The sequence below is a fragment of the Vibrio pelagius genome (assembly GCF_024347575.1).
GTDB classification, from domain to species: domain Bacteria; phylum Pseudomonadota; class Gammaproteobacteria; order Enterobacterales; family Vibrionaceae; genus Vibrio; species Vibrio pelagius.
Window position 1 is genome coordinate 3102236 of sequence record NZ_AP025503.1, and the last position, 25045, is coordinate 3127280.

General features: G+C 46.9%; 17 protein-coding genes, 6 tRNA genes, 3 rRNA genes and 1 riboswitch. Of the genes, 6 read left to right on the plus strand and 20 right to left on the minus strand.

Translation table 11 applies throughout. The features are described 5' to 3' along the window. Positions 1-380 precede the first annotated feature (380 nt). Positions 381-2558, minus strand: a complete 2178-nt coding sequence (gene uvrD / locus vsple_RS13850; RefSeq protein ID WP_261882271.1) for a DNA helicase II — start codon at positions 2556-2558, stop codon at positions 381-383. 265 nt (positions 2559-2823) lie between these two features. Between uvrD and vsple_RS13855 the strand changes: the two genes are divergently transcribed. The 4 genes from vsple_RS13855 (at position 2824) to vsple_RS13870 (ending at position 5244) form a co-directional block, all read left to right on the plus strand. After that, complete coding sequence (locus tag vsple_RS13855; protein WP_255229599.1) at positions 2824-3084, plus strand: BufA1 family periplasmic bufferin-type metallophore; 261 nt, start codon at positions 2824-2826, stop codon at positions 3082-3084. A 72-nt stretch (positions 3085-3156) separates the two neighbouring features. Beyond that, positions 3157-4020 (plus strand): MNIO family bufferin maturase, encoded by an 864-nt coding sequence (gene bufB, locus vsple_RS13860; RefSeq protein ID WP_261882272.1) that lies wholly within the window; start codon positions 3157-3159, stop codon positions 4018-4020. Further along, complete coding sequence (locus vsple_RS13865; RefSeq protein ID WP_261883173.1) at positions 4014-4775, plus strand: HvfC/BufC N-terminal domain-containing protein; 762 nt, start codon at positions 4014-4016, stop codon at positions 4773-4775. Before bufB ends, vsple_RS13865 begins: the two co-directional genes overlap by 7 nt. Positions 4776-4785: 10 nt before the next feature. Beyond that, on the plus strand, positions 4786-5244 hold the full coding sequence (locus vsple_RS13870; protein ID WP_261882273.1) for a DoxX family protein: 459 nt from the start codon (positions 4786-4788) through the stop codon (positions 5242-5244). 69 nt (positions 5245-5313) lie between these two features. Here the strand turns inward: vsple_RS13870 and tsrA are convergent, their stop codons facing one another. Then, positions 5314-5595, minus strand: a complete 282-nt coding sequence (gene tsrA, locus vsple_RS13875) for an H-NS-like global regulator TsrA (protein ID WP_032552254.1) — start codon at positions 5593-5595, stop codon at positions 5314-5316. A 104-nt stretch (positions 5596-5699) separates the two neighbouring features. Further along, complete coding sequence (locus vsple_RS13880; protein WP_261883174.1) at positions 5700-6845, minus strand: multidrug effflux MFS transporter; 1146 nt, start codon at positions 6843-6845, stop codon at positions 5700-5702. A 151-nt stretch (positions 6846-6996) separates the two neighbouring features. On the opposite strand from vsple_RS13880, the gene vsple_RS13885 reads away from it, so the two are divergent. Together vsple_RS13885 and vsple_RS13890 are read left to right on the plus strand one after the other, a co-directional pair. Then, the gene (locus vsple_RS13885) at positions 6997-7938 is read left to right on the plus strand and encodes a LysR substrate-binding domain-containing protein (protein ID WP_255229596.1); all 942 of its coding nucleotides are present in this window, start codon (positions 6997-6999) and stop codon (positions 7936-7938) included. A gap of 204 nt (positions 7939-8142) precedes the next feature. Then, a complete protein-coding gene (locus vsple_RS13890; protein ID WP_261882274.1) occupies positions 8143-9933 on the plus strand; it encodes an aminopeptidase P family protein in 1791 nt (596 codons plus the stop codon). Positions 9934-10062: 129 nt separating this feature from the next. On the opposite strand, the gene thiH is transcribed toward vsple_RS13890, so the two are convergent. From thiH to vsple_RS13975, 17 genes are all read right to left on the minus strand, one after another. Next, the gene (gene thiH, locus vsple_RS13895; protein ID WP_261882275.1) at positions 10063-11175 is read right to left on the minus strand and encodes a 2-iminoacetate synthase ThiH; all 1113 of its coding nucleotides are present in this window, start codon (positions 11173-11175) and stop codon (positions 10063-10065) included. A gap of 20 nt (positions 11176-11195) precedes the next feature. Further along, complete coding sequence (locus vsple_RS13900; protein WP_261882276.1) at positions 11196-11963, minus strand: thiazole synthase; 768 nt, start codon at positions 11961-11963, stop codon at positions 11196-11198. A gap of 4 nt (positions 11964-11967) precedes the next feature. Beyond that, positions 11968-12222 (minus strand): sulfur carrier protein ThiS, encoded by a 255-nt coding sequence (gene thiS, locus vsple_RS13905; protein WP_261882277.1) that lies wholly within the window; start codon positions 12220-12222, stop codon positions 11968-11970. Positions 12223-12257: 35 nt separating this feature from the next. Next, positions 12258-13013 carry a HesA/MoeB/ThiF family protein gene (locus vsple_RS13910; RefSeq protein WP_261882278.1) on the minus strand — a complete coding sequence of 252 codons (756 nt, stop codon included), beginning with the start codon at positions 13011-13013 and terminating at the stop codon, positions 12258-12260. Next, entirely contained in the window at positions 13003-14385 is a 1383-nt protein-coding gene (locus tag vsple_RS13915; RefSeq protein ID WP_261882279.1) for a thiamine phosphate synthase, read from the minus strand. Before vsple_RS13915 ends, vsple_RS13910 begins: the two co-directional genes overlap by 11 nt. After that, on the minus strand, positions 14385-16325 hold the full coding sequence (gene thiC / locus vsple_RS13920; protein ID WP_261882280.1) for a phosphomethylpyrimidine synthase ThiC: 1941 nt from the start codon (positions 16323-16325) through the stop codon (positions 14385-14387). The genes vsple_RS13915 and thiC overlap by 1 nt, the downstream gene beginning before the upstream one ends. A gap of 158 nt (positions 16326-16483) precedes the next feature. Beyond that, positions 16484-16582, minus strand: a riboswitch (TPP riboswitch). Positions 16583-16648: 66 nt separating this feature from the next. Continuing rightward, entirely contained in the window at positions 16649-17032 is a 384-nt protein-coding gene (crcB, locus tag vsple_RS13925) for a fluoride efflux transporter CrcB (RefSeq protein ID WP_255229588.1), read from the minus strand. 109 nt (positions 17033-17141) lie between these two features. Next, positions 17142-18524, minus strand: a complete 1383-nt coding sequence (locus vsple_RS13930; protein ID WP_261882281.1) for a multicopper oxidase family protein — start codon at positions 18522-18524, stop codon at positions 17142-17144. Positions 18525-19010: 486 nt separating this feature from the next. Next, positions 19011-19087: transfer RNA gene (locus vsple_RS13935), tRNA-Trp, on the minus strand. A 58-nt stretch (positions 19088-19145) separates the two neighbouring features. Further along, a tRNA-Asp gene (locus vsple_RS13940) sits at positions 19146-19222 on the minus strand. Between the two features lie 41 nt (positions 19223-19263). Next, a 5S ribosomal RNA gene (rrf, locus tag vsple_RS13945) occupies positions 19264-19379 on the minus strand. Between the two features lie 119 nt (positions 19380-19498). Further along, positions 19499-22389: ribosomal RNA gene (locus vsple_RS13950) — 23S ribosomal RNA — on the minus strand. A 329-nt stretch (positions 22390-22718) separates the two neighbouring features. Beyond that, positions 22719-22794: transfer RNA gene (locus vsple_RS13955), tRNA-Val, on the minus strand. A 41-nt stretch (positions 22795-22835) separates the two neighbouring features. Next, positions 22836-22911 (minus strand) — tRNA-Ala (locus vsple_RS13960). Positions 22912-22941: 30 nt separating this feature from the next. Further along, positions 22942-23017, minus strand: a tRNA-Lys gene (locus tag vsple_RS13965). 2 nt (positions 23018-23019) lie between these two features. Continuing rightward, a tRNA-Glu gene (locus tag vsple_RS13970) sits at positions 23020-23095 on the minus strand. 124 nt (positions 23096-23219) lie between these two features. Then, a 16S ribosomal RNA gene (locus tag vsple_RS13975) occupies positions 23220-24772 on the minus strand. The 16S, 23S and 5S rRNA genes sit together here with 6 tRNA genes alongside, the layout of an rRNA operon. Positions 24773-25045 lie beyond the last annotated feature (273 nt).

Below are 25045 nucleotides of genomic sequence, written 5' to 3' on the forward strand. Positions count from 1 at the left end.
TACTAAGGAAAGACAATGGACACCTCTGGACGAGGAAAGGACTGAACATCAGGATGATGTAAGGGACACCGCTCAAGGAACAAGTGACGCGCGCTAACGAGGATTGTTGGCAGATCAGGATAAGATCAAGGACACCGCTAGGAAGGCGACGAAAGGAATACGCTGAAGGATAACAGCACACTATCATGGATTAGATGCATGGAGCACACTTAGTAGCCGGATTGCTGCGAGTAAGACTATAGACCCCGATGAGCGCAAGCTCTCGGGGTTTTTCTTTATCTGCTGTTTATCGCCTTTCTGGGTACTCAACCTAAGTATCGCTCAACAAAAAAGCCACCCAAAGGCAGCTTTTCATCAACTCTTTCAAATCTGTCTAGCGTTTAACCTAGCTTCTCCAAACGAGCGTAAGCAGTCACCAGCCATTTGATCCCTTCACCATTGAAGGCCACCTGAACTCGGCTCTGTGGACCACTGCCCTCAAAGTTGATAATGGTACCTTCACCAAACTTAGGGTGTTTAACACGTGAACCTAAGCTAAAACCAGTTTCGTTGAAGTTCTCTTTGACTGCGGTTTGTCCAAAGCGACCACTGCTTGCTGGGCGACTCACCTGTGCTTTCATTCGTACTTCATCAAGACAAGTTTCAGGCAGTTCACGAATGAATCGCGATGGCTTGTGGTACTTGTCTTGTCCATACAGGCGACGCATTTCTGCGTAGGTGATATAGAGCTTTTCCATTGCACGCGTCATACCTACGTAGCAGAGACGACGCTCCTCTTCCAAGCGCATCGCATCTTCGGCAGACATCTGGCTCGGGAACATTCCTTCTTCGACACCAACCATAAACACCATTGGGAACTCAAGACCTTTAGCACTGTGCAGAGTCATCAATTGAACAGCGTCATCAAACTCATCAGCCTGACCTTCACCCGCTTCCAGTGCGGCATGAGTCAAAAATGCCGTCAGCAAGCTCATCTCTTCGGCTTCTTCTGGCTTCTCGAATTGACGAGTCGCCGTTACTAGTTCTTCCAAGTTCTCAATACGTGCCTTCGACTTCTCGCCTTTTTCTTGCTCATACATAGCAAACAAGCCAGACGACTTAATCACGTGGTCAGTCTGTTCATGCAGGCTCATCTCGTGAGTATCATCTTCTAGTGCGTTGATAAGCTCGATAAATCGGCTCAATGCCCCTGCTGCTCTGCCCGCCAAAACTTGTTCTTCAAGAAGCGCGATACTCGCCTGCCACATCGTCGCGCCACGATCGCGTGCAGCAAAACGAATGGTCTCTAAGGTTTTATCACCCATACCGCGCGTTGGCGTATTCACCACACGCTCAAAGGCTGCGTCATCATTGCGGTTAGACATCAATCGCAGATAGCTCAGTGCATCTTTGATCTCCTGACGTTCGAAGAATCGCATGCCGCCGTAGATACGGTAAGGTAATCCACCTTGAATCAAAGCTTCTTCGAGTACACGAGACTGGGCGTTGTTACGATAAAGCATCGCCGTATCATTCAGCGCGCCGCCCTTATCTTGCCACTCTTTAATTTTGCTCACCGTAAAGCGCGCTTCGTCGAGCTCGTTGTAAGCGGAATAAACCGAGATAGGCTCACCATCGTTGCCGTCCGTCCACAGCTCTTTGCCCATACGTTCAGTATTATTCGAAATCAATTCGTTCGATGCTTGCAGAATGGTTTTGGTTGAGCGGTAGTTTTGTTCCAAACGAATGGTGGAGGCACCTGGAAACTCATCTAAGAACTTTTGGATATTCTCAATTTTAGCACCGCGCCAGCCGTAGATTGATTGGTCATCATCGCCGACGATCATCACTCGACAGTCAGGACCTGCCATCATGCGCAGCCATGCGTATTGAATGTTGTTGGTATCTTGAAATTCGTCGACCAAGATATGCTTGAAACGCGCTTGGTAGTGTTCACGAATGTGCTTCTTATCACGCAGAAGTTCATGACAACGCAGCAAGATCTCAGCAAAATCGACCAAGCCCGCACGATCACACGCCTCCTGATACGCAGCATAGATCTTAAGCCAGGTCTTGGTGACTGGGTCATTGTAGGAATCGATATGGCTTGGACGTAAGCCTTCATCTTTCTTGCCATTGATCCACCAAGAAGCCTGTTTCGCTGGCCACTGCTTCTCATCGAGATTTTGCGCTTTAATCAAGCGGCGCAATAGACGAATCTGATCATCAGAGTCAATGATTTGGAAGTCTTCTGGTAATTTTGCATCTAAGTAGTGAGCGCGTAAAACACGGTGGCAAATCCCGTGAAAGGTGCCGTTCCACATACCTGAAGAGCTACCCATCATCAGCTCATCAATACGACCACGCATTTCAGCGGCCGCTTTGTTGGTAAAGGTTACCGACATAATCGAAAACGGCGATGCCTGCTCTACGGTTTGCAGCCAAGCGATACGGTGCACCAGCACTCGCGTTTTACCACTGCCTGCTCCCGCTAAGATCAGCAAATTTTCTAAGGGTGCAGCCACTGCCTCACGCTGCTTGTCGTTGAGGCCATCGAGTAAAAGCGAAGGATCAATCATTTGGGTTTGCTCACTACTGGGTATTTATACATAAAAGTTGATTATAACCTAAACACAGTGCGCAGTTTAGGAGAATAAGAAGAAAAAACATCCAAAAATAAGCTATTAATAATCATAACCTTACCCCCTAATGCATCACTCACTTCTATATTTCTTCGGTTGTTTTGAAATTATTTCTTAGTTCTTCCTATCCTTTTTACTAAGCAAGTTAACAAAACCTTAACCTGCTCAATGTAAATAACAATTAAGTCTAGAGGGAATGACTATGAAAAATTCTAATCTTGCTGTAACCGCTGCAATCACAAGTGTACTAGCGTTTGGTGGTACTGTCTTAACTTCAGCTCCGGCAGAAGCGGCAGCGAAAGAGAAGTGTTATGGCGTGTCTAAAGCTGGTCAAAATGACTGTGCGACTAAAACAAGCTCATGTGCTGGTACAGCAAAAGAAGATAACCAAAGCGATGCATTCGTTGTCGTACCTAAAGGGCTTTGTGACAAGCTTGCTGGCGGTAGTACTCAATCTTCGTAATACCCGTTATCAACCAGGTGAGCATGCTCATCAGCTCACCTGGATTGTTCCACCCACCTAAGGAGAATACCTGTGGCTCATCCTCTACACCCGCTGGCAGGCGTGGGTTTAAGAACACCTCACTTAGACTATTTTAGCCACAACTCTAATAAGGTCGACTGGTTAGAGATCCACAGTGAGAATTACTTCTCCCCAAATACAAAAGCAACTGAACAACTCAGGGCGATTCGACAAGACCATGAGATTAGCTGCCATGGCGTAGGTTTATCACTGGGCTCTGTGGAGCGTATCAGTCAGGAGCACTTGTTCCTGCTCAAACGCCTAATCAGCGACATTCAGCCATTTTTAGTATCAGACCATCTAAGTTGGAGCCAAACCGGTGGCTATCATTTCAATGACCTATTGCCACTGCCTTATACCGAAGAAGCACTCGATGTGTTTTGTCGCAATGTACTCGAGGTTCAGGATGCTCTGCAAAGGCCCTTGCTGATTGAAAACCCTTCGAGCTATCTGGCATTCAAACACTCGACGATTCCAGAGTGGCAGTTCCTTGCTGAAGTTCAAAAACGAACTGAGTGCCGATTGCTGCTCGACTTCAACAATATTTTTGTCTCTTCGTTCAATCATCAATTCAGTTGTGACGACTACCTCGAGGGAATTCCGGCCGATGCAGTGGACGAGATCCACCTTGCTGGTTTTACTAAGAAGCAGCTAGAAGATGGTGAGATATGGATAGACACCCACAGTAAGCCGGTTTGTGATGAAGTGTGGCAACTCTACAAACAATGGCTTATGACACACGGCGCGCGGCATACATTGATCGAATGGGACCTAGATATCCCAGAGCCTGAGGTGTTGCTTAATGAAGCTGAAAAAGCCAGCCACCTACTGCATCACTATCAAAGTGCAGAGTCATTACGAGGCCAAGCATCATGAGTTCCTTAGCTGAAATACAACAAGCATTTGGTGATGCGCTCCGTTATCGAGGTGATGATTCACTGTGTCAGGTCGTTAGCGATCACTTCTCAGATAGCCAGAGGCTACAAATCTATCGTAACAACTATGTGATTGGTGTGAGTGATGTACTTGCGGCTACCTATCCTCTTGTCCAAGCCTTGGTTGGTGAAGAGTGTTTCGCCCAATTGGCACGTCATCATGTGCTTAGTACGCCACCTCAATCGGGTGATATAACAGAGTACGGAGAAGGCTTTGATGAGGTCGTTAAGCACTTTCCAGCGGTTGTCGAAGCCGCTCCTTACCTGACAAACATGATTCAGTACGAGTGGCACAAAGATGCGCTAATGCGTGCCGAATCAAAACCAGCGACGACAGGACAATATCCACTGGCGGCTCTCTCTGCAATTCCAGAGCATCAGCATGCTGAGTTGGTGTTTCACTTGCTTCCAGACATTGTCTTGCTCAACTTCGATTATCAAGTGCTGACTTTAGAACAAGCCATCATCAATAACCAACTCGACGGACTCAATATCGCCCAACCGGAATTTGCTGTCTTACAGAAAATAAATAACCATACCTTGGAGCCTCATATCGTGACGTCAGAAGTCTTCCAGCTTCTGCAAGCCTTCCAAGCCCAACAAATGCTCGCTGATATCGACCCAATACTGCTAGCCCATCTTAATGATGTCTTGGCGCTCAATATCATCTCTGGATTTTCTATTAGCGGTAAATAGGAGAAATAAAATGGATAACGACACCGTGACCAACATAATGGCTCAGTACGATAGCCTCGTTGATAAGTTCCAGGCCCTGTTTGTACCAGCGTTACTGCTGTTTTGTCGCCTATGGGTTGCTTGGGTCTTCTTTAATTCCGGGCTGACCAAGATTGCCACTTGGGATAGCACTCTGTTTCTGTTCGAACTCGAGTATCAAGTCCCGCTCATTCCTTGGGAAATGGCGGCCTATCTGGGTACAGCTGCCGAATTGATTCTTCCAGTGTTTATTACATTAGGCTTATTAAGTCGACCTATGGCGGTTGTCTTATTCGCATTTAATGTAATTGCTGTCGTCTCATACCCAGTACTTTGGGAGCAAGGTTTCTACGACCATCAACTGTGGGGGTTAATGATACTGATTGTGATTGTTTGGGGTGTGGGTCCATTCTCACTTGATCGTATCCTAAAGCAGCAGTTTCGAGGCTGACCTCCACATCTCAAGATCAAAAAAACCACTCGTTTGAGTGGTTTTTGTTTACCAAGTAACATCACACCATTACTTGTTCAGAAATGCCTGTAGATCTTCTGCAGAAATGCCTTGCTCTACCATCTCTTTTGCTAACAGTTGAACTTGTTCACCTTTACGGTCTTCAATCACACTCTGAAATTGGAACACAATATCGCGTAGTGTGTTAATTGGAACCTGCTTTGCAGCGCTGCGAATACGCTCACCACTTTGGTTACCAAGCTCGTTCAGCAATTTTCCAAACATGACCTTTTCAGGGGCGTCTTCCATTTGTTCTAAGACACGTGCCATTTCGTAGGTTGTTAATGACATTACAGTATTATCCGTTGTGATACTCACATTTTAATGAACGATAAATATACCATGTTTTAACGATGGAGAAACTGTCCATCTGTATAATTTGTCATCCAATTGACTTACGCCTGCTTAAGGACGCCATGCCACGATTTTCCAGCCTTACCAAACAGTACAAATAGTGCTGGAACAATCAGGAACATCTGCAATGCAATCATCACTTGTGGTTCTAATTGCAGTCGCTGCATAGTACCTACCAACAAGCCAGAACCACTCATCTGGAACAGACCTAACAGCGCAGCGGCTGTACCCGCTCGATCACCAAATGGTTCTAATGCTTTACCAGCAGATGCGCCAAGAATCCATGCAAAACCAACTGAAGATAAGAAGATTGGGAACATAAACGATAATGCTGTCACTTGGTTTGCCAGTACCAACATCAATACGCCTGCTAAGCCCAATAAAAGAATACCCACTACCAGTGTCTTATAGGTGCCACAACGATCCATGAACTTAGGTGCCGTGAATGCCGCAATGATATTGAACGCTGCATTAATACCAAACCAGAAAGTAAACTCGTTCATGCTCAAGCCTAGGTTTTCCATCAACACCACTGGCGCAGATGTTACATAAGCTAAGATTACAGCCATTGCCATCAAGCACAACGAAGCATGGAAGATAAACGATGGCGTCTTAAGTACTGACCAATAACGCTCAAACTTAAATACCGCAACCTTCTCTGTCGCTGGATTGGTCTCTTTCATCTGGAAAAACAGAATCGCACCGACAATCACTGCAAACCCAGCCATAAAGCTGAAATTGGATCGCCAGCCAAACTCTTGGGTTAGCCAACTTCCTAAAATAGGTGCCAACGCTGGAATAAAACAGATAGCACCATTTAGGTAGCTGATCATCTTGCCACTTTTTTCAGGACCAAATAGATCGCGAACTGTTGCAAACGCAGCAACGGAGGTTGCACACGCCCCCAATCCTTGAAGCAGTCGAGCCATCAACATCATATCAATAGACTGAGCGGCCCACGCCAAGCAAGCGCTCACTGCATAGATGCTGATACCGCCAAGGGCAACAGTTCGGCGACCTAATTTGTCCGCTAGGGGGCCAGCAAATAGTTGACCAACGCCCATCGCGAATAGGAACCAGGTAATGGTGTCTTGAGCTAATGCATGTTCCACGTGGAACGTCTCTGAAATTTGAGGTAAAGCTGGTAAGTAGATATCGATAGCCAATGGACTAAAAAGAACAAGCATTGCCAATAATGCTACTTGCAACTTACTCGGGGATGAATGCACAGACACGAGATTTTCCTAGTTGATAAATGATGGTGAGAATCATAACCAACTAAAGATATGAACAAAAATGGCTTATACTCATTACCATTATTCCCATATGGAAAATCTTATGAATCTCGAAAAATTATCTCGAATTGATCTCAATTTGCTGGTTTGCTTGCAGGTTCTCCTTGAAGAACTTAGTGTCACCCGCACAGCCCATCGGCTCTGTCTTAGCCAGTCGGCAGTCAGTAAATCATTGGCAAAATTAAGAGAACAATTCGACGACCCACTATTTACACGTAGCGCTCATGGCCTGCGCCCGACGCCCAAAGCAGTATTTCTGAAGCCGCGTTTGGAAAACCTGATTAACCAACTTGAAGTGCTGACACAACCCGAAACTTTTACGCCTTACAATAGTGATCATAGCTTCCACATTGCCGCAGTTGAAAGTGTCTACCCACTTATCCTGCCGCACTTTCTGCCAGCGATTTTCCAACAAGCGCCACATGTCAACATCAATACGCATGCGTGGTCAGAGCAAACTTTCAAAAAGCTTCAGCTTGGCGAACTCGATATCGGTTTAACCGGGAAAGACATCGACATTAATGACGCGCGGCTCACCATGCTGCCACCCGATGATATCTGTGAACAAGAGATCTACCGAGATGCTCAGATGTGTGTTCTGAGGCGTAACCACCCAGCGCTTGAACAAAATTGGGACCTGGAAACCTATCTATCACAAAGGCACGTTCAAGTAAGATGCGATGGTAACGATCGCTGGTTGCTTGACTATAAACTTGCTGACATTGGCCGACAGCGTGATATCGCCATCTCTGTTCCCGATTTCAACAGTGCGGCAAGTCTGTGTACTTACACCGATTTTGTCTTCACCGCTCCGAGTCATTTTACTTATCTTGTTGCAAAACAGATGGATCTCGTTGTGGTACCACTGCCCTTGGAGTTTCCTCCGATGGCATACACTCTGTTCTGGCATAGAGACAGAGAGAATGACCCAGCACTGACTTGGTTGCGAGATATCATCAAAGAAAAAACCCTACACCTTAGATAAAAATGACGTACGCCGTTTGCTCTCTTGCGATAAAATGAGTAGCTTAGCTGTTGATAGTCCTTTTTGGCTCATCTTTGGCCAGTTGTATTCCAGCTCAATTGAAATATCGACCTTGTTCAGTTGACCTATGTCTTGCTGTAAGCAGATGGATACAGCACCCACACCTGAGCATCAAGGAGCGATAATTTGAAGGAATAAACACAGATGCATAACGATACCCAAAGCCGCGTGAATGCAATTCGCGAATGGCTAGCAAAACACAATATTGATGCCCTACTTGTCCCACACGAAGACGAGTACTTGGGTGAATACGTACCGGCTCACAATGAGCGCCTGCATTGGCTAACAGGCTTTACTGGTTCTGCGGGCGCTGCTGTTATCACCAAAGACAAAGCTGCAATGTTTGTCGATGGTCGCTACACGGTACAAGTGACAAAACAGGTACCTGCCGAACTTTTCGAATATCGTCACCTGATTGAAGAGCCTGCTCTTGATTGGATCAAAGAACAGCTGGCTCAAGGTGCATCTGTTGCTATCGACCCTCGAATGCACAACTCAGCATGGTTAGATGTTGCACAAGCTAAACTAGCTGGTGACATTGAACTTAAGATCTTAGAAAGCAACCCTATCGATGAGCTGTGGAGCGACCGCCCTGCTCCTATTGTTTCTGAAGTACGCCTAATGCCAACAGACGCTGTTGGTCAATCAAGCGAAAGCAAGCGTCAAGAGATCGCAGAACTTGTAAAAAAAGCAGGAGCTGATAGTGCCGTTATCACTGCACTAGACTCTATCTGTTGGTTGCTCAATGTTCGCGGCCTAGATGTATCACGCTTACCTGTTCTTCTGTCTCACGTAATTCTTCATGCTGATTCTAGCGTTGAGTTCTTCTTAGACCCAGCACGCATCCCTGCTGAATTCGCTGCGCATGTTGGAGCGGATGTTACTGTTCACCACCCAGAAGCACTTCAATCTCGTTTAGAAGTCCTAACAGGCAAAAATGTTCTTGTGGACCCAGCAACCAGTAATGCGTGGTTTAAGCTAGTGTTACAAAACTCGGGCGCTAATGTAGTCAGCAAAGCGGATCCGTGCCTAATGCCAAAAGCAGCAAAAAATGCGGTAGAAATCGCGGGTATGAAAGCATGTCATGTTCGCGATGGTGTTGCGATGACTCAGTTCTTATGTTGGTTAGATGCCGAAGTTGCTGCAGGTAACCTACACGATGAAGCAACGCTATCTGATAAGTTAGAGGCTTTCCGTCAGCAAGATCCAACACTGATGGACTTAAGCTTTGATACAATTTCTGCAGCCGGTGGTAACGCAGCAATGTGTCACTACAACCATGAGAATCAACCTGAACCAGGTAAGCTTGAGCTTAATACCCTTTACCTTGTCGATTCAGGCGGTCAGTACCTAGATGGCACAACCGATATCACTCGCACCATTGCGATCGGCCAACCATCACCAGAGATGATCAAGCAGTTCACCTTGGCACTGAAAGGTCATATTGGTGTGGCTCGCGCTCGCTTCCCGAAAGGCACACGTGGTTACCAGATCGATACCCTAGCTCGTCAGCACCTTTGGGCTGAAGGCTACGACTACGATCACGGCACAGGTCACGGCGTAGGTCACTTCCTAAGTGTTCATGAAGGCCCAGCGAGCATTTCGAAGAAGCAAATTGATGTACCGCTAACCGAAGGTATGGTGCTATCTAATGAGCCTGGTTACTACAGAGCGGATGCCTTTGGTATTCGTATCGAGAACCTAGAGCTCGTGGTTGAAACGCCAACTCAAGGTGACTTCCCTGTTCTGTCATTTGAATCACTAACACGCTGTCCAATCGACAAGCACAACATCAATGTTGATATGCTAACGCGTCCGGAATTAGCGTGGTTAAACGACTACCATCAGAAAGTGTGGGATGACATCAGTCCGTTAGTTGAAGGTGATGTGAAAGAGTGGCTACGTGCTGCGACTCTACCGGTAGCACACTCATAGAGCACCACTACTTGCACTTCCATAGTTAGATACACAAAGGCTCTTCATCGAAGAGCCTTTTAATTAGGTTTACCTAACCATTTTCATTTATTCTTTTGTATGTTTCACGTGAAACACTATCAAAATTGGTTAACCAGAATACGCTGAATGCCAATCACGCCATACAGGGTCAAACCCCTTGGCACGGATCATATCCTCTACCGATGCTGCACTACGTTCATCACTGATCTCAAACTGCTCCAGTTCAACGTCATCCATCGCATAGCCCCCAGGTTGAGTTTTCGATGCGGCAGACATTGAAGTGATCCCAAGAGGAAGCACGTTATCTCTAAATGCAGGGGCTTCTCGTGTCGATAATGACAACTCAACTTCTGGATTAAGTAAGCGATAAGCGCAAATCAACTGTACCAACTGTTTGTCCGTCATCACTGATTTAGGCTGCAAAGCCCCTTCGCAAGGACGCAAACGTGGAAATGAGATCGAATAACGCGTTTGCCAATACGTTCGCTCCAAATAATCCAAATGCGCAGCGACATAAAAACAGTCAGTTCGCCACTCCTCCAACCCTATCAAAGCTCCGATACCAATTTTGTCGATGCCTGCTTTAGCCAGACGATCAGGCGTATCAAGGCGATACTCAAAGTCTGTTTTGTTGCCACGTAGATGGTGTTCGCCATAGGTAGATGGATGATAGGTCTCTTGATAAACCATCACAGCATCGAGACCTAGAGTTTTAAGTTCTGCATATTGCTCCTGGTCGAGAGGCTGCACTTCCATCGCAAGGTAGTTAAACTGGTCCTTAATCATTGGCACCATTTCACGGAAGTATTTCATTCCTACTTTGGTTTCATGCTCACCGGTTACCAACAACACGCTATCAAACTTCATTGCCTTAATAGCATCGATTTCAGCAGAGATCTCATCGCGGTCGAGTGTCTTGCGCTTAATTCGGTTTTCCATCGAAAAGCCACAGTAGGTACATGCATTGGCACATAAGTTCGACAGGTACAATGGTATGTACAAAGACATGGTATTGCCAAATCGCTTGCGCGTAAGTGAATACGACAACTGTGCCATCTGCTCGAGATAAGGCTCTGCAGCAGGAGAGATAAGAGCCTTAAAGTCCTCTAAATCACGCTTTGGTTTATTCAATGCGCGTTCAACATCACTCGCTGTTTTGGCATAGATCGACATCGAAATATCATCCCAATTGAGCTTGTTAAACTGGTCCACGAAACTCATAGCTAATCCTCGTCGATTTGTTACATCTCATCTAAGAATGAAGTAAGTGGGCTCGAAGCCACTGCGTGAGAGACCTTGCCGGCCAGACCAGACTCATACGCCATTCGACCAGATTCAACGGCTAACTTGAATGCTTTCGCCATAGCAACCGGGTTGCTCGATGCGGCGATCGCCGTGTTTACTAATACGGCATCTGCACCCATTTCCATCGCACGGCCAGCGTGCGAAGGTGCACCGATACCGGCATCAACAACAACAGGAACGTTCGCTTGGTCAATAATAATCTCTAAAAAGTCATGGGAGACGATGCCTTTATTCGAACCGATTGGCGCTCCTAATGGCATTACCGCGGCACAACCCACCTCTTCTAAGCGTTTACACAACACTGGATCAGCATGACAATAAGGTAGAACAATAAACCCTTCACGAACCAACTGCTCTGCAGCTGCGAGTGTTTCGATAGGATCTGGCATTAAGTATTTTGGGTCAGGGTGAATCTCTAACTTCAACCAATTGGTTCCTAGTGCTTCTCGAGCAAGCTGGGCAGCAAACACCGCATCTTTGGCATTTTTGGCGCCTGAAGTGTTTGGTAGTAGACTGACTCCAGCTTCAACCAAGGGTCTTAAGATGTCGTCTTGCTGGTCGTTAACATCTACACGCTTGAGGGCCATAGTTGCAAGTTGAGAACCTGACGCTTGTATCGCTTCAGCCATTAAATGGCTATTGGCGAACTTTCCGGTTCCGGTAAATAGTCTTGATTCAAACTTCTTATCTCCGATATGTAGCATGTCGTTATCCCCCTGCTATTGCTTGAAACAGAGAGATGCTATCTCCCTCACTAAGTAACGTGCTACCCCATTCACCGCGCGGTATCACCGTATTATTGATAGCGAAAACACACCCCATTTCGGGTAACTCAAATTGATGAATAATTTTCTGTAGATCGCTCTGATTAACGATTTGCTGAGGCTGTTCGTTGATGACGATTGTTATCATCTGACCACCTTCAATTGCGCCTTTAAGGCTTGCTTGTTCTAATAATGTCATTGCTCTTAATTCTCTTTATTGCCTGTGACTCAGCACTAACTGCAAACCTGACAGCTACTGTCTTTTGTTATCGCTAGCTTCTGCCATTGCATTTTCAAACCATCAAATAGGTGCAGTTCGTTTGTTTTGACGTGGAACTTGCCAGTAGCAAGTTTTTGAACAGTGGCCAGTGCTTGATAGTTACCCATAGTCCCAACCACAGGACCTACAACACCAGATTCGCTGCACTTCTGTGTCTGTTTTAGTTCATCAAATGGATACAAACATCGATAACAAGCGTCTGATTGTTGTGACTCTTGGTGGTCAAACACTGCAAACTGGCCCTGCCATCCAATAGCGGCAGCAGAGACAAGCGGGGTGTTTTGCTCAAAGCAGGTTTGGTTTATCAACTGCCTTGTCGGCATGTTGTCACTACAATCCAAGACCACATCCGCCAACATAACCTCAAGCGAAAGCTGACTGGGTTCCAAACGCTTATTGATGGTACGTACCTGCACCATAGGATTGAGCTCCGCTAAATGTTTCGCTGTTGCACTGGATTTAGGTATTCCTAGGTCTTGTTCACGGTATATGACTTGCCTTTGTAGGTTACTGCTCTCAACAATATCATCATCCACAATTACAAGCTTGCCGATACCCGCAGCTGCCAAATACAAACAAGCGGCACTGCCTAAACCGCCACAACCGACAACTAAAACATGAGATTGACCAAGCTGTGCCTGTCCATCCTCACCAATTTCCGGTAATGACACCTGACGTTGATAACGCAGGAACTCTCTATCATTCAGCACAGGCAACCCTCGGTTCACTTTGATTGTTGTTAGTGGACATTTCCTGCGTCGAATCCATTAGGTTGGCAAAGAAGTTGATCACCGACTGTGGGTCATTTGATAAAGTAATTGCGCGTACAACCGCAAGGCTCGATACCCCACACTCCCACACTTGGTCAGCATTGCTCTGATCGATGCCACCAATTGCTACTGTTGGAAAACCCAATTGTTGCTTTGTGCTCCCTCCAGAGGCGCCGTATGGAATGGTATCAATAAGCTTCTGATATAGAGCTAAACGAACCAAACCTTGTGGCTTAGAAGGCATCTCTTTAGTCGTCGTTGGAAATATATGACCTAAAGCGATGTAGCTCGGATGAATCTGCACGATTCGTAGCAATTCGTAGTAGCCATGTGTTGATAAACCAAGGTGAACCCCGGCTGAGCTTAACTGAGCAAGGTTTGATTGTTCGATATCCTCTTGGCCAAGGTGAACACCATAAGCACCATGCTTAATTGCCAGTTGCCAATAATCATTGATGAAGACTTGCGCATCGTATTGACGCCCCAATTCGATCGCTTTTTTCACTTGTTGCTCGAGATCTGCTTGTTGTGGGTTCTTAATCCTAAGCTGAATGGTATTAATACCCATAGGTAACAGACGTTCAATCCACGATACATCATCAACAACTGGATACAGACCTAGGCTAGGTTTGGTCAATGTGGCGAAACTCACGCTTTCGCCTTGAGCAGACCAGCCAACTTGAATACCTAAACGGTCATCTTCAAGAACAGGTGTAGGAAAAGCACTAAACTCGAATGCCCATTCACTAACAACATGATTTGTAGAGATTGTACGAGTATCAAGGTCCGATGTTTCACGTGAAACATTCGCTGTTGGAGACATCATCGCGCGTGCTAGAGTTAACGCATCCTCGATAGGAAAATCGAGTATCGATAGAGTTACGAACCAAGCCAAATGTAATTCTGGAGACAATTGCATAGCCAGATGTCGATCAACAGAAAGTGCTCTGACTTCATCGTTGATCGGGTGACGCCAGATATCTAATTGACTTGAATTCTGAGCACACCCCAACTCTCTGTCTGGAATACCAATGAAAATATCGGTTGCTTGTTGGTGGCTACACTCTCTAACACTTAACCTAGAATGATAGTAAAGCGTGTAATCTGAGCTGTTCGCGACTTCGACACCAGAGACGATATCAGTTGAAAGACTAATGGTTTGTTGGTCATGAATGAGCTGTATCGATTGAGTTGGGATCACACCCAACTCAACATTTTCGATACTAAAACCCTGCTCTTTCGCCAACAACAAACATTGCTGAACTAAGCCAGTTAGATCAATCAATGATGACGGAATAAGGATTTTATTCATTAATCGGCGACCTCTGCAGTAGCAGCTGGATGATAGAGCTCAGACCCTGTTTCACGAAACTCTTGCGATTTTTGACGCATACCCTCTAGTGGATCATCCAGCATCTTGATCGATATCGCTTGGTCAGCAGCAACCTGCTCTGTATCTTTGGCGTATTCGCGTACCTCTTGCGAGATCTTCATCGAGCAGAATTTAGGTCCGCACATAGAGCAGAAATGGGCAACCTTGCCTGACTCTTGTGGCAAGGTTTCATCATGGAAAGCGCGCGCCGTTTCAGGATCGAGAGAAAGGTTGAATTGGTCTTCCCAACGGAACTCAAAGCGCGCTTTTGACAACGCGTTATCACGTACTTGAGCACCGGGGTGACCTTTGGCTAGGTCACCAGCATGAGCGGCAAGCTTGTAGGTAATCAGACCGGTTTTAACGTCTTCTTTGTTTGGTAAGCCTAAATGCTCTTTTGGTGTTACATAACAGAGCATGGCACATCCGTACCAACCAATCATGGCCGCTCCGATGCCTGAAGTTATATGGTCATATCCCGGTGCAATATCCGTCGTCAGTGGACCAAGAGTATAAAACGGCGCTTCATGGCAATGTTCAAGCTGCTCGTCCATGTTCTCTTTGATCATATGCATAGGCACATGACCAGGGCCTTCAATAATGACCTGAACATCGTATTCCCAAGCAATTTTAGTTAACTCGCCTAGCGTGCGAAGCTCGGCAAATTGCGCTTCATCATTAGCATCAGCAACAGAGCCTGGACGCAAGCCATCACCTAACGATAGAGCAACATCGTATTTAGCACAGATCTCACAGATCTCTCTGAAGTTTGTGTATAGAAAGCTTTCTTGATGATGAGCCAAGCACCACTTAGCGATAATTGAACCACCTCGCGAGACGATACCGGTTACGCGTTTCGCAGTCATTGGTACATAACGAAGTAGTAAGCCAGCATGAATCGTAAAGTAGTCAACACCCTGCTCAGCCTGTTCAATCAAAGTATCACGCATCACTTCCCAGTTTAGGTTCTCAGCAACACCATTAACCTTTTCTAGAGCTTGATACATAGGAACCGTACCAATCGGCACTGGGCTATTACGCAGTATCCATTCGCGCGTCTCATGAATGTTTCGCCCAGTAGAGAGATCCATCACGGTATCGCCACCCCAACGAGTTGCCCATACTAGCTTCTCAACCTCTTCCTCAATAGAAGATGACACGGAAGAGTTGCCGATGTTTGCATTAACCTTTACCAGGAAGTTTCGACCAATGATCATTGGTTCAGATTCTGGGTGGTTGATATTGGAAGGGATAATTGCGCGACCTTCAGCGACCTCTCTGCGAACAAATTCAGGAGTAATGTCTTTAGGCAGGTTAGCCCCAAAGCTTTGACCTGGATGTTGCTGAGTTAATACTTCATCACGGTACTGAGCTCTTCCCATGTTCTCTCGCAGAGCGATGTATTCCATTTCTGGGGTAATGATTCCTTTACGAGCATAATGCATTTGAGTAACACATTGGCCATCTTTAGCACGTCGAATACGTGGTAGATTACCATAACGAAGCTCATCTAAGGTTTCATCTTCTAGGCGCTCTTTGGTGTAAACCGAGCTCACGTCATCGAGTAGTTCGGTATCGGCTCGCTCTTCAATCCAGCCCTCTCTCAGCTTCGGTAAGCCGTTATAAAGATCGATCTCATGCTCTGGGTCTGTATACACACCCGAAGTGTCATAAACGCGAATAGGCTCATTCGGCTCAAAGATAGGCGCTTCTTTGGTGCCACCTATTAGGCTATCGGCTAAAGAGATTTCGCGCATAGGGACACGAATATCGGCACGAGAGCCTTCAACGTAAACCTTGGTTGAATTTGGGTACGGTTGTACCGAGAGAGTTTCTATAAACTGTTTTGCTTCCAGTCTCGCTTGCTTGCGATTCGACATAGCATTTTTCCTTGCTTCGTTATTCTAGATAATAAATTCGGATAAAAATGCTTGGCGGAAAGATGCGACAAGAGGGGCTGAACATAGGTATACCCAAATTGGGCAAAAGCGGCCTAATGTTTAGCTTAATGATAGGTCTGCTAGAGAGAATTCCAGCAAGGATATCTTCTCTTGTTCCCTTCGCAGGTATTAACCTGATCAGGTTCAACGGATCCCGAATGAACGGTCTCAGCCTTATGGCACTCCGACAAGTGAATTTAGTATATAAAATCGGCTTGGTTAAACCAAGCCGACCTGTGTGATTTTGATACGAATTTAGAGAACTAACTCTTAATTAGCAACTGAAAGCCAATCCAAGCTGCAGAAATACTCAATACCACATTTAGTAGCACATTAAGCCCCATCTTGAAAAAAGCGCCCTGTTGCATCAACAACACGTTATCCATAGAGAAGGTGGAGAATGTCGTTAATGCACCTAGAAAGCCTAACCCAATAATCTGACGCCATGGTTCGGTTGCTACCATCTCATTCTCGAATGCAGCGATCAGTAGGCCCATAATAAATGAACCGACGACATTCACTGTCAGAGTGCCGTACGGAAAGCCACGCCCCAATAGCACCACACACAACTCAGAAATTAAATAACGAGAACATGCACCAAATGCACCACCGATAGCGATAAACCCCAAAATTGAAAACTGACCCATAATTCCCCCACATAAGACTTAAGGATATTCTAGCCTCACTCAATTTTTTTTCGAGAAAATTTGTGAATAAATTCCTTGGACACATTTCAACATCAAAACGTTACAGCTGTCACTTTACTTCAATGTAACCCATTAAACCTGTCTTCATATGTTCAATAACATGACAGTGATACATCCAACGCCCCGGGTTATCAGCAACGAAAGCAGCCTTAGCACTCCCATTCTTACCAAGCAGAACAGTGTCTGTATGGAATGGCTCTTCGACTTTCTTACCATCCAGCTCAAGTACGGTAAAGGTATGGCCATGAATATGGATCGGGTGGTGATACTGAGTCACGTTCTTGAGATCGAAAATGTATGTCTTTCCAAGCTCTAACGTCGCAAGTGGCTCAGGTATATTACCCTTACTCATCCCTTCCCATGCGCGCTTGTTCGTCAGCCAGAATTTAGGCATCGACTTGCCATCTTTTCCTGCCGGACTGATCGCCCCCTCCCACTCAAACAAAAAATCGATTTCAGTAGCATTATCGAGATCTAGATTAGGAACCGGGTTGAGTGGTAAAGAAGGTAATACCTGCTCGGATGGCAAGTTCGAGTCCACGACTTCTAATGAACATAATGAAAATGGAAAACGTCCTTTCATCTGCAAGACATTTATAGTAGTACCTTTAGTCGGAGCCACAAATCCAATATCCACTCGCATGCCCGGACCAACCTTATGTTGCGTCAGTCGATAAGGCGTCTTTACAGGGTTGCCATCAATAGCAATAACCCAAGCCTCCACACCCTCGACCGCAATAGGATAAGTAATAGTGTTGTCGACATTAGCGATTCGCAGACGTGTTGTCGCGTTTTGCTTAATCAGGTATTTCGGCTCATGAACACCATTCACACTACTCCATTCCCCAGGGGTACCCATACGAGCACTCATTCTTGGAATCATCAGATCCTTCCACTGTCCTTGCTTATCAAGATGCCAATGTTTAAGCATCAGGGGTAACTCTTCATCAAAAGCTACGGGCTGAGACTCTTCAACAATGATCAGCCCTACTAACCCCATTCCTAGCTGTTTAACACTATTCATATGTGGGTGATACCAGAAGGTACCCGCATCTGGTGGAGTAAACTCATAAATAAAGGTCTCTCCAGGCATGATTGGAGGCTGACTTAGGAAAGGTACACCATCCATTTCAATCGGGATTCTTAAGCCGTGCCAGTGGATTGTGGTTGGCTCTGCGAGCTTATTGGTGAAGCGGATAACAACCTTCTCACCTTGACGGCAGCGAATGGTAGGTGCTGGTATTTGCCCATCAAAGCCAAGTACTTTAGTCGTGTATCCAGGCACGAGCTCAGCTGTTGCAGGCTCTGCCATTAGGTCGTATACATGTCGCCCTTTTGCATCGACAGATTGAGTAACACTACAAGCAGGTAAGATTGATAACGCTGATATAGCAATAGAAGATTTAATAAACTGACGACGAGAAATATCCATGCTGTTCTACTCTAAAATTAACCTGTGCAAAATGTAACAGATTATTAATAACAATTCTCATTACGAAGTTAATTTTGAGTCTTGCACCCACTACCATCAGTATTCACAAACAGCGCTAAAAAATTGAAGACAAGACCGCACGACCCACTATTCTGAAATGGCGTGATTTACGCCATAGACGAAAAAAGGCTCTGGTCTTTCGACTAGAGCCTTGGATATGACAGGGGTGAAGAGATTCAGCTGGGCTGGCACTCCAGCTCCCAACACGCGCGATTTTGGTAGTGGCAGAATCCGCTGCTCTGTTCTTCCGCCAAAGAAAAAAGCTCCAGTCTTTCGACTAGAGCCATGGATATGGCAGGGGTGAAGAGATTCGGCTGGGCTGGCACTCCAGCTCCCAACACGCGCGCTTTTGGTAGTGGCAGAATCCGCAGCTCTTTTCTTCCGCCAAATAAAAAGGCTCTAGTCTTTCGACTAGAGCCTTGGATATGGCAGGGGTGGAGAGATTCGAACTCCCAACACGCGGATTTGGAATCCGCTGCTCTGCCAATTGGAGCTACACCCCTAAAATTTCAATACTGTAGATTCGAAAAAACCTCACACTAGGCGAGGCTCTCGAATAAGTGGCGGAGTGGACGGGACTCGAACCCGCGACCCCCGGCGTGACAGGCCGGTATTCTAACCAACTGAACTACCACTCCGCAGTGGCTTACTTGCTTTAAGCAAGTGTCCATAATTTAAAGCCTGGCGATGTCCTACTCTCACATGGGGAAGCCCCACACTACCATCGGCGCTATTGCGTTTCACTTCTGAGTTCGGCATGGAATCAGGTGGGTCCACAACGCTATGGTCGCCAAGCAAATTCTTTCTTCTCTGATTTTCTTTCAGAAAAGTAATCTGGAAAGCTGTTTCTTGTTCTCTTCAAACTCATTCAAGCGTTTGTATCTTTGAGTCCATCAAAACCCCTTGGGTGTTGTATGGTTAAGCCTCACGGGCAATTAGTACAGGTTAGCTCAACGCCTCACAGCGCTTACACACCCTGCCTATCAACGTTCTAGTCTTGAACAACCCTTTAGGACGCTTAAAGCGCCAGGGAAGACTCATCTCAGGGCTCGCTTCCCGCTTAGATGCTTTCAGCGGTTATCGATTCCGAACTTAGCTACCGGGCAATGCCATTGGCATGACAACCCGAACACCAGAGGTTCGTCCACTCCGGTCCTCTCGTACTAGGAGCAGCCCCCTTCAATCTTCCAACGCCCACGGCAGATAGGGACCGAACTGTCTCACGACGTTCTAAACCCAGCTCGCGTACCACTTTAAATGGCGAACAGCCATACCCTTGGGACCGACTTCAGCCCCAGGATGTGATGAGCCGACATCGAGGTGCCAAACACCGCCGTCGATATGAACTCTTGGGCGGTATCAGCCTGTTATCCCCGGAGTACCTTTTATCCGTTGAGCGATGGCCCTTCCATTCAGAACCACCGGATCACTATGACCTGCTTTCGCACCTGCTCGAATTGTCATTCTCGCAGTCAAGCGGGCTTATGCCATTGCACTAACCTCACGATGTCCAACCGTGATTAGCCCACCTTCGTGCTCCTCCGTTACTCTTTGGGAGGAGACCGCCCCAGTCAAACTACCCACCAGGCACTGTCCGTAATCCCGATTCAGGGACCAACGTTAGAACATCAACACTACAAGGGTGGTATTTCAAGGACGACTCCACCACATCTAGCGACGCGGTTTCAAAGTCTCCCACCTATCCTACACATGTAGGGTCAATGTTCAGTGCCAAGCTGTAGTAAAGGTTCACGGGGTCTTTCCGTCTAGCCGCGGGTACACTGCATCTTCACAGCGATTTCAATTTCACTGAGTCTCGGGTGGAGACAGCGTGGCCATCATTACGCCATTCGTGCAGGTCGGAACTTACCCGACAAGGAATTTCGCTACCTTAGGACCGTTATAGTTACGGCCGCCGTTTACCGGGGCTTCGATCAAGAGCTTCGACCGAAGTCTAACCCCATCAATTAACCTTCCGGCACCGGGCAGGCGTCACACCGTATACGTCATCTTACGATTTTGCACAGTGCTGTGTTTTTAATAAACAGTTGCAGCCACCTGGTATCTGCGACTCTCGTCAGCTCCATCCGCGAGGGACTTCACCGATAAGAGCGTACCTTCTCCCGAAGTTACGGTACCATTTTGCCTAGTTCCTTCACCCGAGTTCTCTCAAGCGCCTTGGTATTCTCTACCCGACCACCTGTGTCGGTTTGGGGTACGATTCCTTACAATCTGAAGCTTAGAGGCTTTTCCTGGAAGCATGGCATCAATGACTTCACCACCGTAGTGGCTCGACATCGTATCTCAGCGTTAAGAAAGTCCGGATTTACCTAAACCTTCCGCCTACGTACTTGAACCTGGACAACCGTCGCCAGGCCCACCTAGCCTTCTCCGTCCCCCCATCGCAATTGTAAGAAGTACGGGAATATTAACCCGTTTCCCATCGACTACGCCTTTCGGCCTCGCCTTAGGGGTCGACTTACCCTGCCCCGATTAACGTTGGACAGGAACCCTTGGTCTTCCGGCGAGGGAGTTTTTCACTCCCTTTATCGTTACTCATGTCAGCATTCGCACTTCTGATACCTCCAGCAGCCCTTACAGACCACCTTCAACGGCTTACAGAACGCTCCCCTACCCCGCACACTAAAGTGTGCAGCCGCAGCTTCGGTGTATAGCTTAGCCCCGTTACATCTTCCGCGCAGGCCGACTCGACCAGTGAGCTATTACGCTTTCTTTAAATGATGGCTGCTTCTAAGCCAACATCCTGGCTGTCTGAGCCTTCCCACATCGTTTCCCACTTAGCTATACTTTGGGACCTTAGCTGGCGGTCTGGGTTGTTTCCCTCTCCACGACGGACGTTAGCACCCGCCGTGTGTCTCCCGGATAGTACTTACTGGTATTCGGAGTTTGCAAAGGGTTGGTAAGTCGGGATGACCCCCTAGCCTTAACAGTGCTCTACCCCCAGTAGTATTCGTCCGAGGCGCTACCTAAATAGCTTTCGGGGAGAACCAGCTATCTCCAGGTTTGATTGGCCTTTCACCCCTAGCCACAAGTCATCCGCTAATTTTTCAACATTAGTCGGTTCGGTCCTCCAGTTGATGTTACTCAACCTTCAACCTGCCCATGGCTAGATCACCTGGTTTCGGGTCTATATCCAGAGACTGAACGCCCAGTTAAGACTCGGTTTCCCTACGGCTCCCCTAAACGGTTAACCTTGCCACTGAATATAAGTCGCTGACCCATTATACAAAAGGTACGCAGTCACACCACGAAGGTGCTCCTACTGCTTGTACGTACACGGTTTCAGGTTCTATTTCACTCCCCTCACAGGGGTTCTTTTCGCCTTTCCCTCACGGTACTGGTTCACTATCGGTCAGTCAGTAGTATTTAGCCTTGGAGGATGGTCCCCCCATATTCAGACAGGATATCACGTGTCCCGCCCTACTCGATTTCACTGATTATGATGTGTCGGTTACGGGGCTATCACCCTTTATTGCGGCACTTTCCAGAGCCTTCACCTGCATCATTAAAAGCTTAAGGGCTAATCCAATTTCGCTCGCCGCTACTTTCGGAATCTCGGTTGATTTCTCTTCCTCGGGGTACTTAGATGTTTCAGTTCCCCCGGTTTGCCTCTTGTTGCTATGTATTCACAACAAGATACTTACTTATGTAAGTGGGTTTCCCCATTCGGAAATCCCAGACTCAAAAGGTTTTTACTACCTAATCTGGGCTTATCGCAAGTTAATACGTCCTTCGTCGCCTCTGACTGCCAAGGCATCCACCGTGTACGCTTAGTCACTTAACCATACAACCCGAAGAGGTCTTCATGTATGGTAAACAACCAAGGTTTTTGGTTGTAACAAGAAGGGTTAATTCTTATTACGTGTTTGCCGGACTCAATGGTGAATCAATGTAAACATTGATTCGAATACAAGACACTTGAATGTGTTTGTGTTGTGTTTACTGTTCTTAATAAATAAGAGCAGATAAACATTGAGAACTTTTAATTTGATTTAAATAACTCTGTTATTTAAATCAGTCAGCTTTCCAAATTGTTAAAGAGCAGATTTCTTTCGCTAATGACTAGCTAATGAAAACCATTTTTAAAAGCACTATCGCTAATGCGCTTAAAGATGGTGGGCGATACCGGGCTCGAACCAGTGACCCCCTGCTTGTAAGGCAGGTGCTCTCCCAACTGAGCTAATCGCCCACATTAGTTTTAATTCCTCGTGGAGAAGAATTCCTCAAGAATGGTGGAGCTAAGCAGGATCGAACTGCTGACCTCCTGCGTGCAAGGCAGGCGCTCTCCCAGCTGAGCTATAGCCCCATCTTGAGAGTCATTTCTAATATCAAGAAATGGTGGGTCGTGCAGGATTCGAACCTGCGACCAATTGATTAAAAGTCAACTGCTCTACCAACTGAGCTAACGACCCAATGGTATCCCGTAGGGGAGTCGAACCCCTGTTACCGCCGTGAAAGGGCGGTGTCCTAGGCCTCTAGACGAACGGGACACTAAGTTTGCTTCCACTTTAAAAAAGCAGAACCAAATTGCTTGAAGATATTGGGATATCTTCGTCTCTTTTACTTTCTAAACCATATCAATCTGTGTGGACACTTATCGTGAATATCTTCGTATAAGGAGGTGATCCAGCCCCAGGTTCCCCTAGGGCTACCTTGTTACGACTTCACCCCAGTCATGAACCACAAAGTGGTGAGCGTCCTCCCGAAGGTTAAACTACCCACTTCTTTTGCAGCCCACTCCCATGGTGTGACGGGCGGTGTGTACAAGGCCCGGGAACGTATTCACCGTAGCATTCTGATCTACGATTACTAGCGATTCCGACTTCATGGAGTCGAGTTGCAGACTCCAATCCGGACTACGACGCACTTTTTGGGATTCGCTCACTCTCGCGAGTTGGCTGCCCTCTGTATGCGCCATTGTAGCACGTGTGTAGCCCTACTCGTAAGGGCCATGATGACTTGACGTCGTCCCCACCTTCCTCCGGTTTATCACCGGCAGTCTCCCTGGAGTTCCCGACATGACTCGCTGGCAAACAAGGATAAGGGTTGCGCTCGTTGCGGGACTTAACCCAACATTTCACAACACGAGCTGACGACAGCCATGCAGCACCTGTCTCAGAGTTCCCGAAGGCACCAATCCATCTCTGGAAAGTTCTCTGGATGTCAAGAGTAGGTAAGGTTCTTCGCGTTGCATCGAATTAAACCACATGCTCCACCGCTTGTGCGGGCCCCCGTCAATTCATTTGAGTTTTAATCTTGCGACCGTACTCCCCAGGCGGTCTACTTAACGCGTTAGCTCCGAAAGCCACGGCTCAAGGCCACAACCTCCAAGTAGACATCGTTTACGGCGTGGACTACCAGGGTATCTAATCCTGTTTGCTCCCCACGCTTTCGCATCTGAGTGTCAGTATCTGTCCAGGGGGCCGCCTTCGCCACTGGTATTCCTTCAGATCTCTACGCATTTCACCGCTACACCTGAAATTCTACCCCCCTCTACAGTACTCTAGTTTGCCAGTTTCAAATGCAGTTCCGAGGTTGAGCCCCGGGCTTTCACATCTGACTTAACAAACCACCTGCATGCGCTTTACGCCCAGTAATTCCGATTAACGCTCGCACCCTCCGTATTACCGCGGCTGCTGGCACGGAGTTAGCCGGTGCTTCTTCTGCAGCTAACGTCAAGAAATGCCGCTATTAACGACACCCCCTTCCTCACTGCTGAAAGTACTTTACAACCCGAAGGCCTTCTTCATACACGCGGCATGGCTGCATCAGGCTTGCGCCCATTGTGCAATATTCCCCACTGCTGCCTCCCGTAGGAGTCTGGACCGTGTCTCAGTTCCAGTGTGGCTGATCATCCTCTCAGACCAGCTAGGGATCGTCGCCTTGGTGAGCCATTACCTCACCAACTAGCTAATCCCACCTAGGCATATCTTGACGCGAGAGGCCCGAAGGTCCCCCTCTTTGGCCCGTAGGCATCATGCGGTATTAGCCATCGTTTCCAATGGTTATCCCCCACATCAAGGCAATTTCCTAGGCATTACTCACCCGTCCGCCGCTCGACGCCGTTATCGTTCCCCGAAGGTTCAGATAACTCGTTTCCGCTCGACTTGCATGTGTTAGGCCTGCCGCCAGCGTTCAATCTGAGCCATGATCAAACTCTTCAATTTAAGATTTTGTGACTCAATGAATACTGATTACATTACATAGTAATGTTGAATTGACTGTGCCGAATCTTACGATTCGAATTGGTCACTCAGTTCATTGAAATCAAGTTGAAACCGAAGTTTCATTTTTGATATTCATCAACGAGTGCCCACACAGATTGATAGGTTTAAATTGTTAAAGAGCTTTTCCTTTTTGAGCTTCGCTCAAATCGGACGGCCATTTTAGCGATTTAAGTTTTAGTGTCAACCACTTTTTTCAAAACTTTTTTCAAGCGC

Excerpts from the sequence above, each read along its gene's own strand:
- uvrD (WP_261882271.1), bottom strand. The coding sequence starts at position 2,558 with ATGATTGATCCTTCGCTTTTACTCGATGGCCTCAACGACAAGCAGCGT.
- vsple_RS13855 (WP_255229599.1), top strand. The coding sequence starts at position 2,824 with ATGAAAAATTCTAATCTTGCTGTAACCGCTGCAATCACAAGTGTACTA.
- vsple_RS13870 (WP_261882273.1), top strand. The coding sequence starts at position 4,786 with ATGGATAACGACACCGTGACCAACATAATGGCTCAGTACGATAGCCTC.
- tsrA (WP_032552254.1), bottom strand. The coding sequence starts at position 5,595 with ATGTCATTAACAACCTACGAAATGGCACGTGTCTTAGAACAAATGGAA.
- vsple_RS13880 (WP_261883174.1), bottom strand. The coding sequence starts at position 6,845 with ATGCTTGTTCTTTTTAGTCCATTGGCTATCGATATCTACTTACCAGCT.
- vsple_RS13885 (WP_255229596.1), top strand. The coding sequence starts at position 6,997 with ATGAATCTCGAAAAATTATCTCGAATTGATCTCAATTTGCTGGTTTGC.
- vsple_RS13890 (WP_261882274.1), top strand. The coding sequence starts at position 8,143 with ATGCATAACGATACCCAAAGCCGCGTGAATGCAATTCGCGAATGGCTA.
- thiH (WP_261882275.1), bottom strand. The coding sequence starts at position 11,175 with ATGAGTTTCGTGGACCAGTTTAACAAGCTCAATTGGGATGATATTTCG.
- vsple_RS13900 (WP_261882276.1), bottom strand. The coding sequence starts at position 11,963 with ATGCTACATATCGGAGATAAGAAGTTTGAATCAAGACTATTTACCGGA.
- thiS (WP_261882277.1), bottom strand. The coding sequence starts at position 12,222 with ATGACATTATTAGAACAAGCAAGCCTTAAAGGCGCAATTGAAGGTGGT.
- vsple_RS13915 (WP_261882279.1), bottom strand. The coding sequence starts at position 14,385 with ATGAATAAAATCCTTATTCCGTCATCATTGATTGATCTAACTGGCTTA.
- thiC (WP_261882280.1), bottom strand. The coding sequence starts at position 16,325 with ATGTCGAATCGCAAGCAAGCGAGACTGGAAGCAAAACAGTTTATAGAA.
- crcB (WP_255229588.1), bottom strand. The coding sequence starts at position 17,032 with ATGGGTCAGTTTTCAATTTTGGGGTTTATCGCTATCGGTGGTGCATTT.
- vsple_RS13930 (WP_261882281.1), bottom strand. The coding sequence starts at position 18,524 with ATGGATATTTCTCGTCGTCAGTTTATTAAATCTTCTATTGCTATATCA.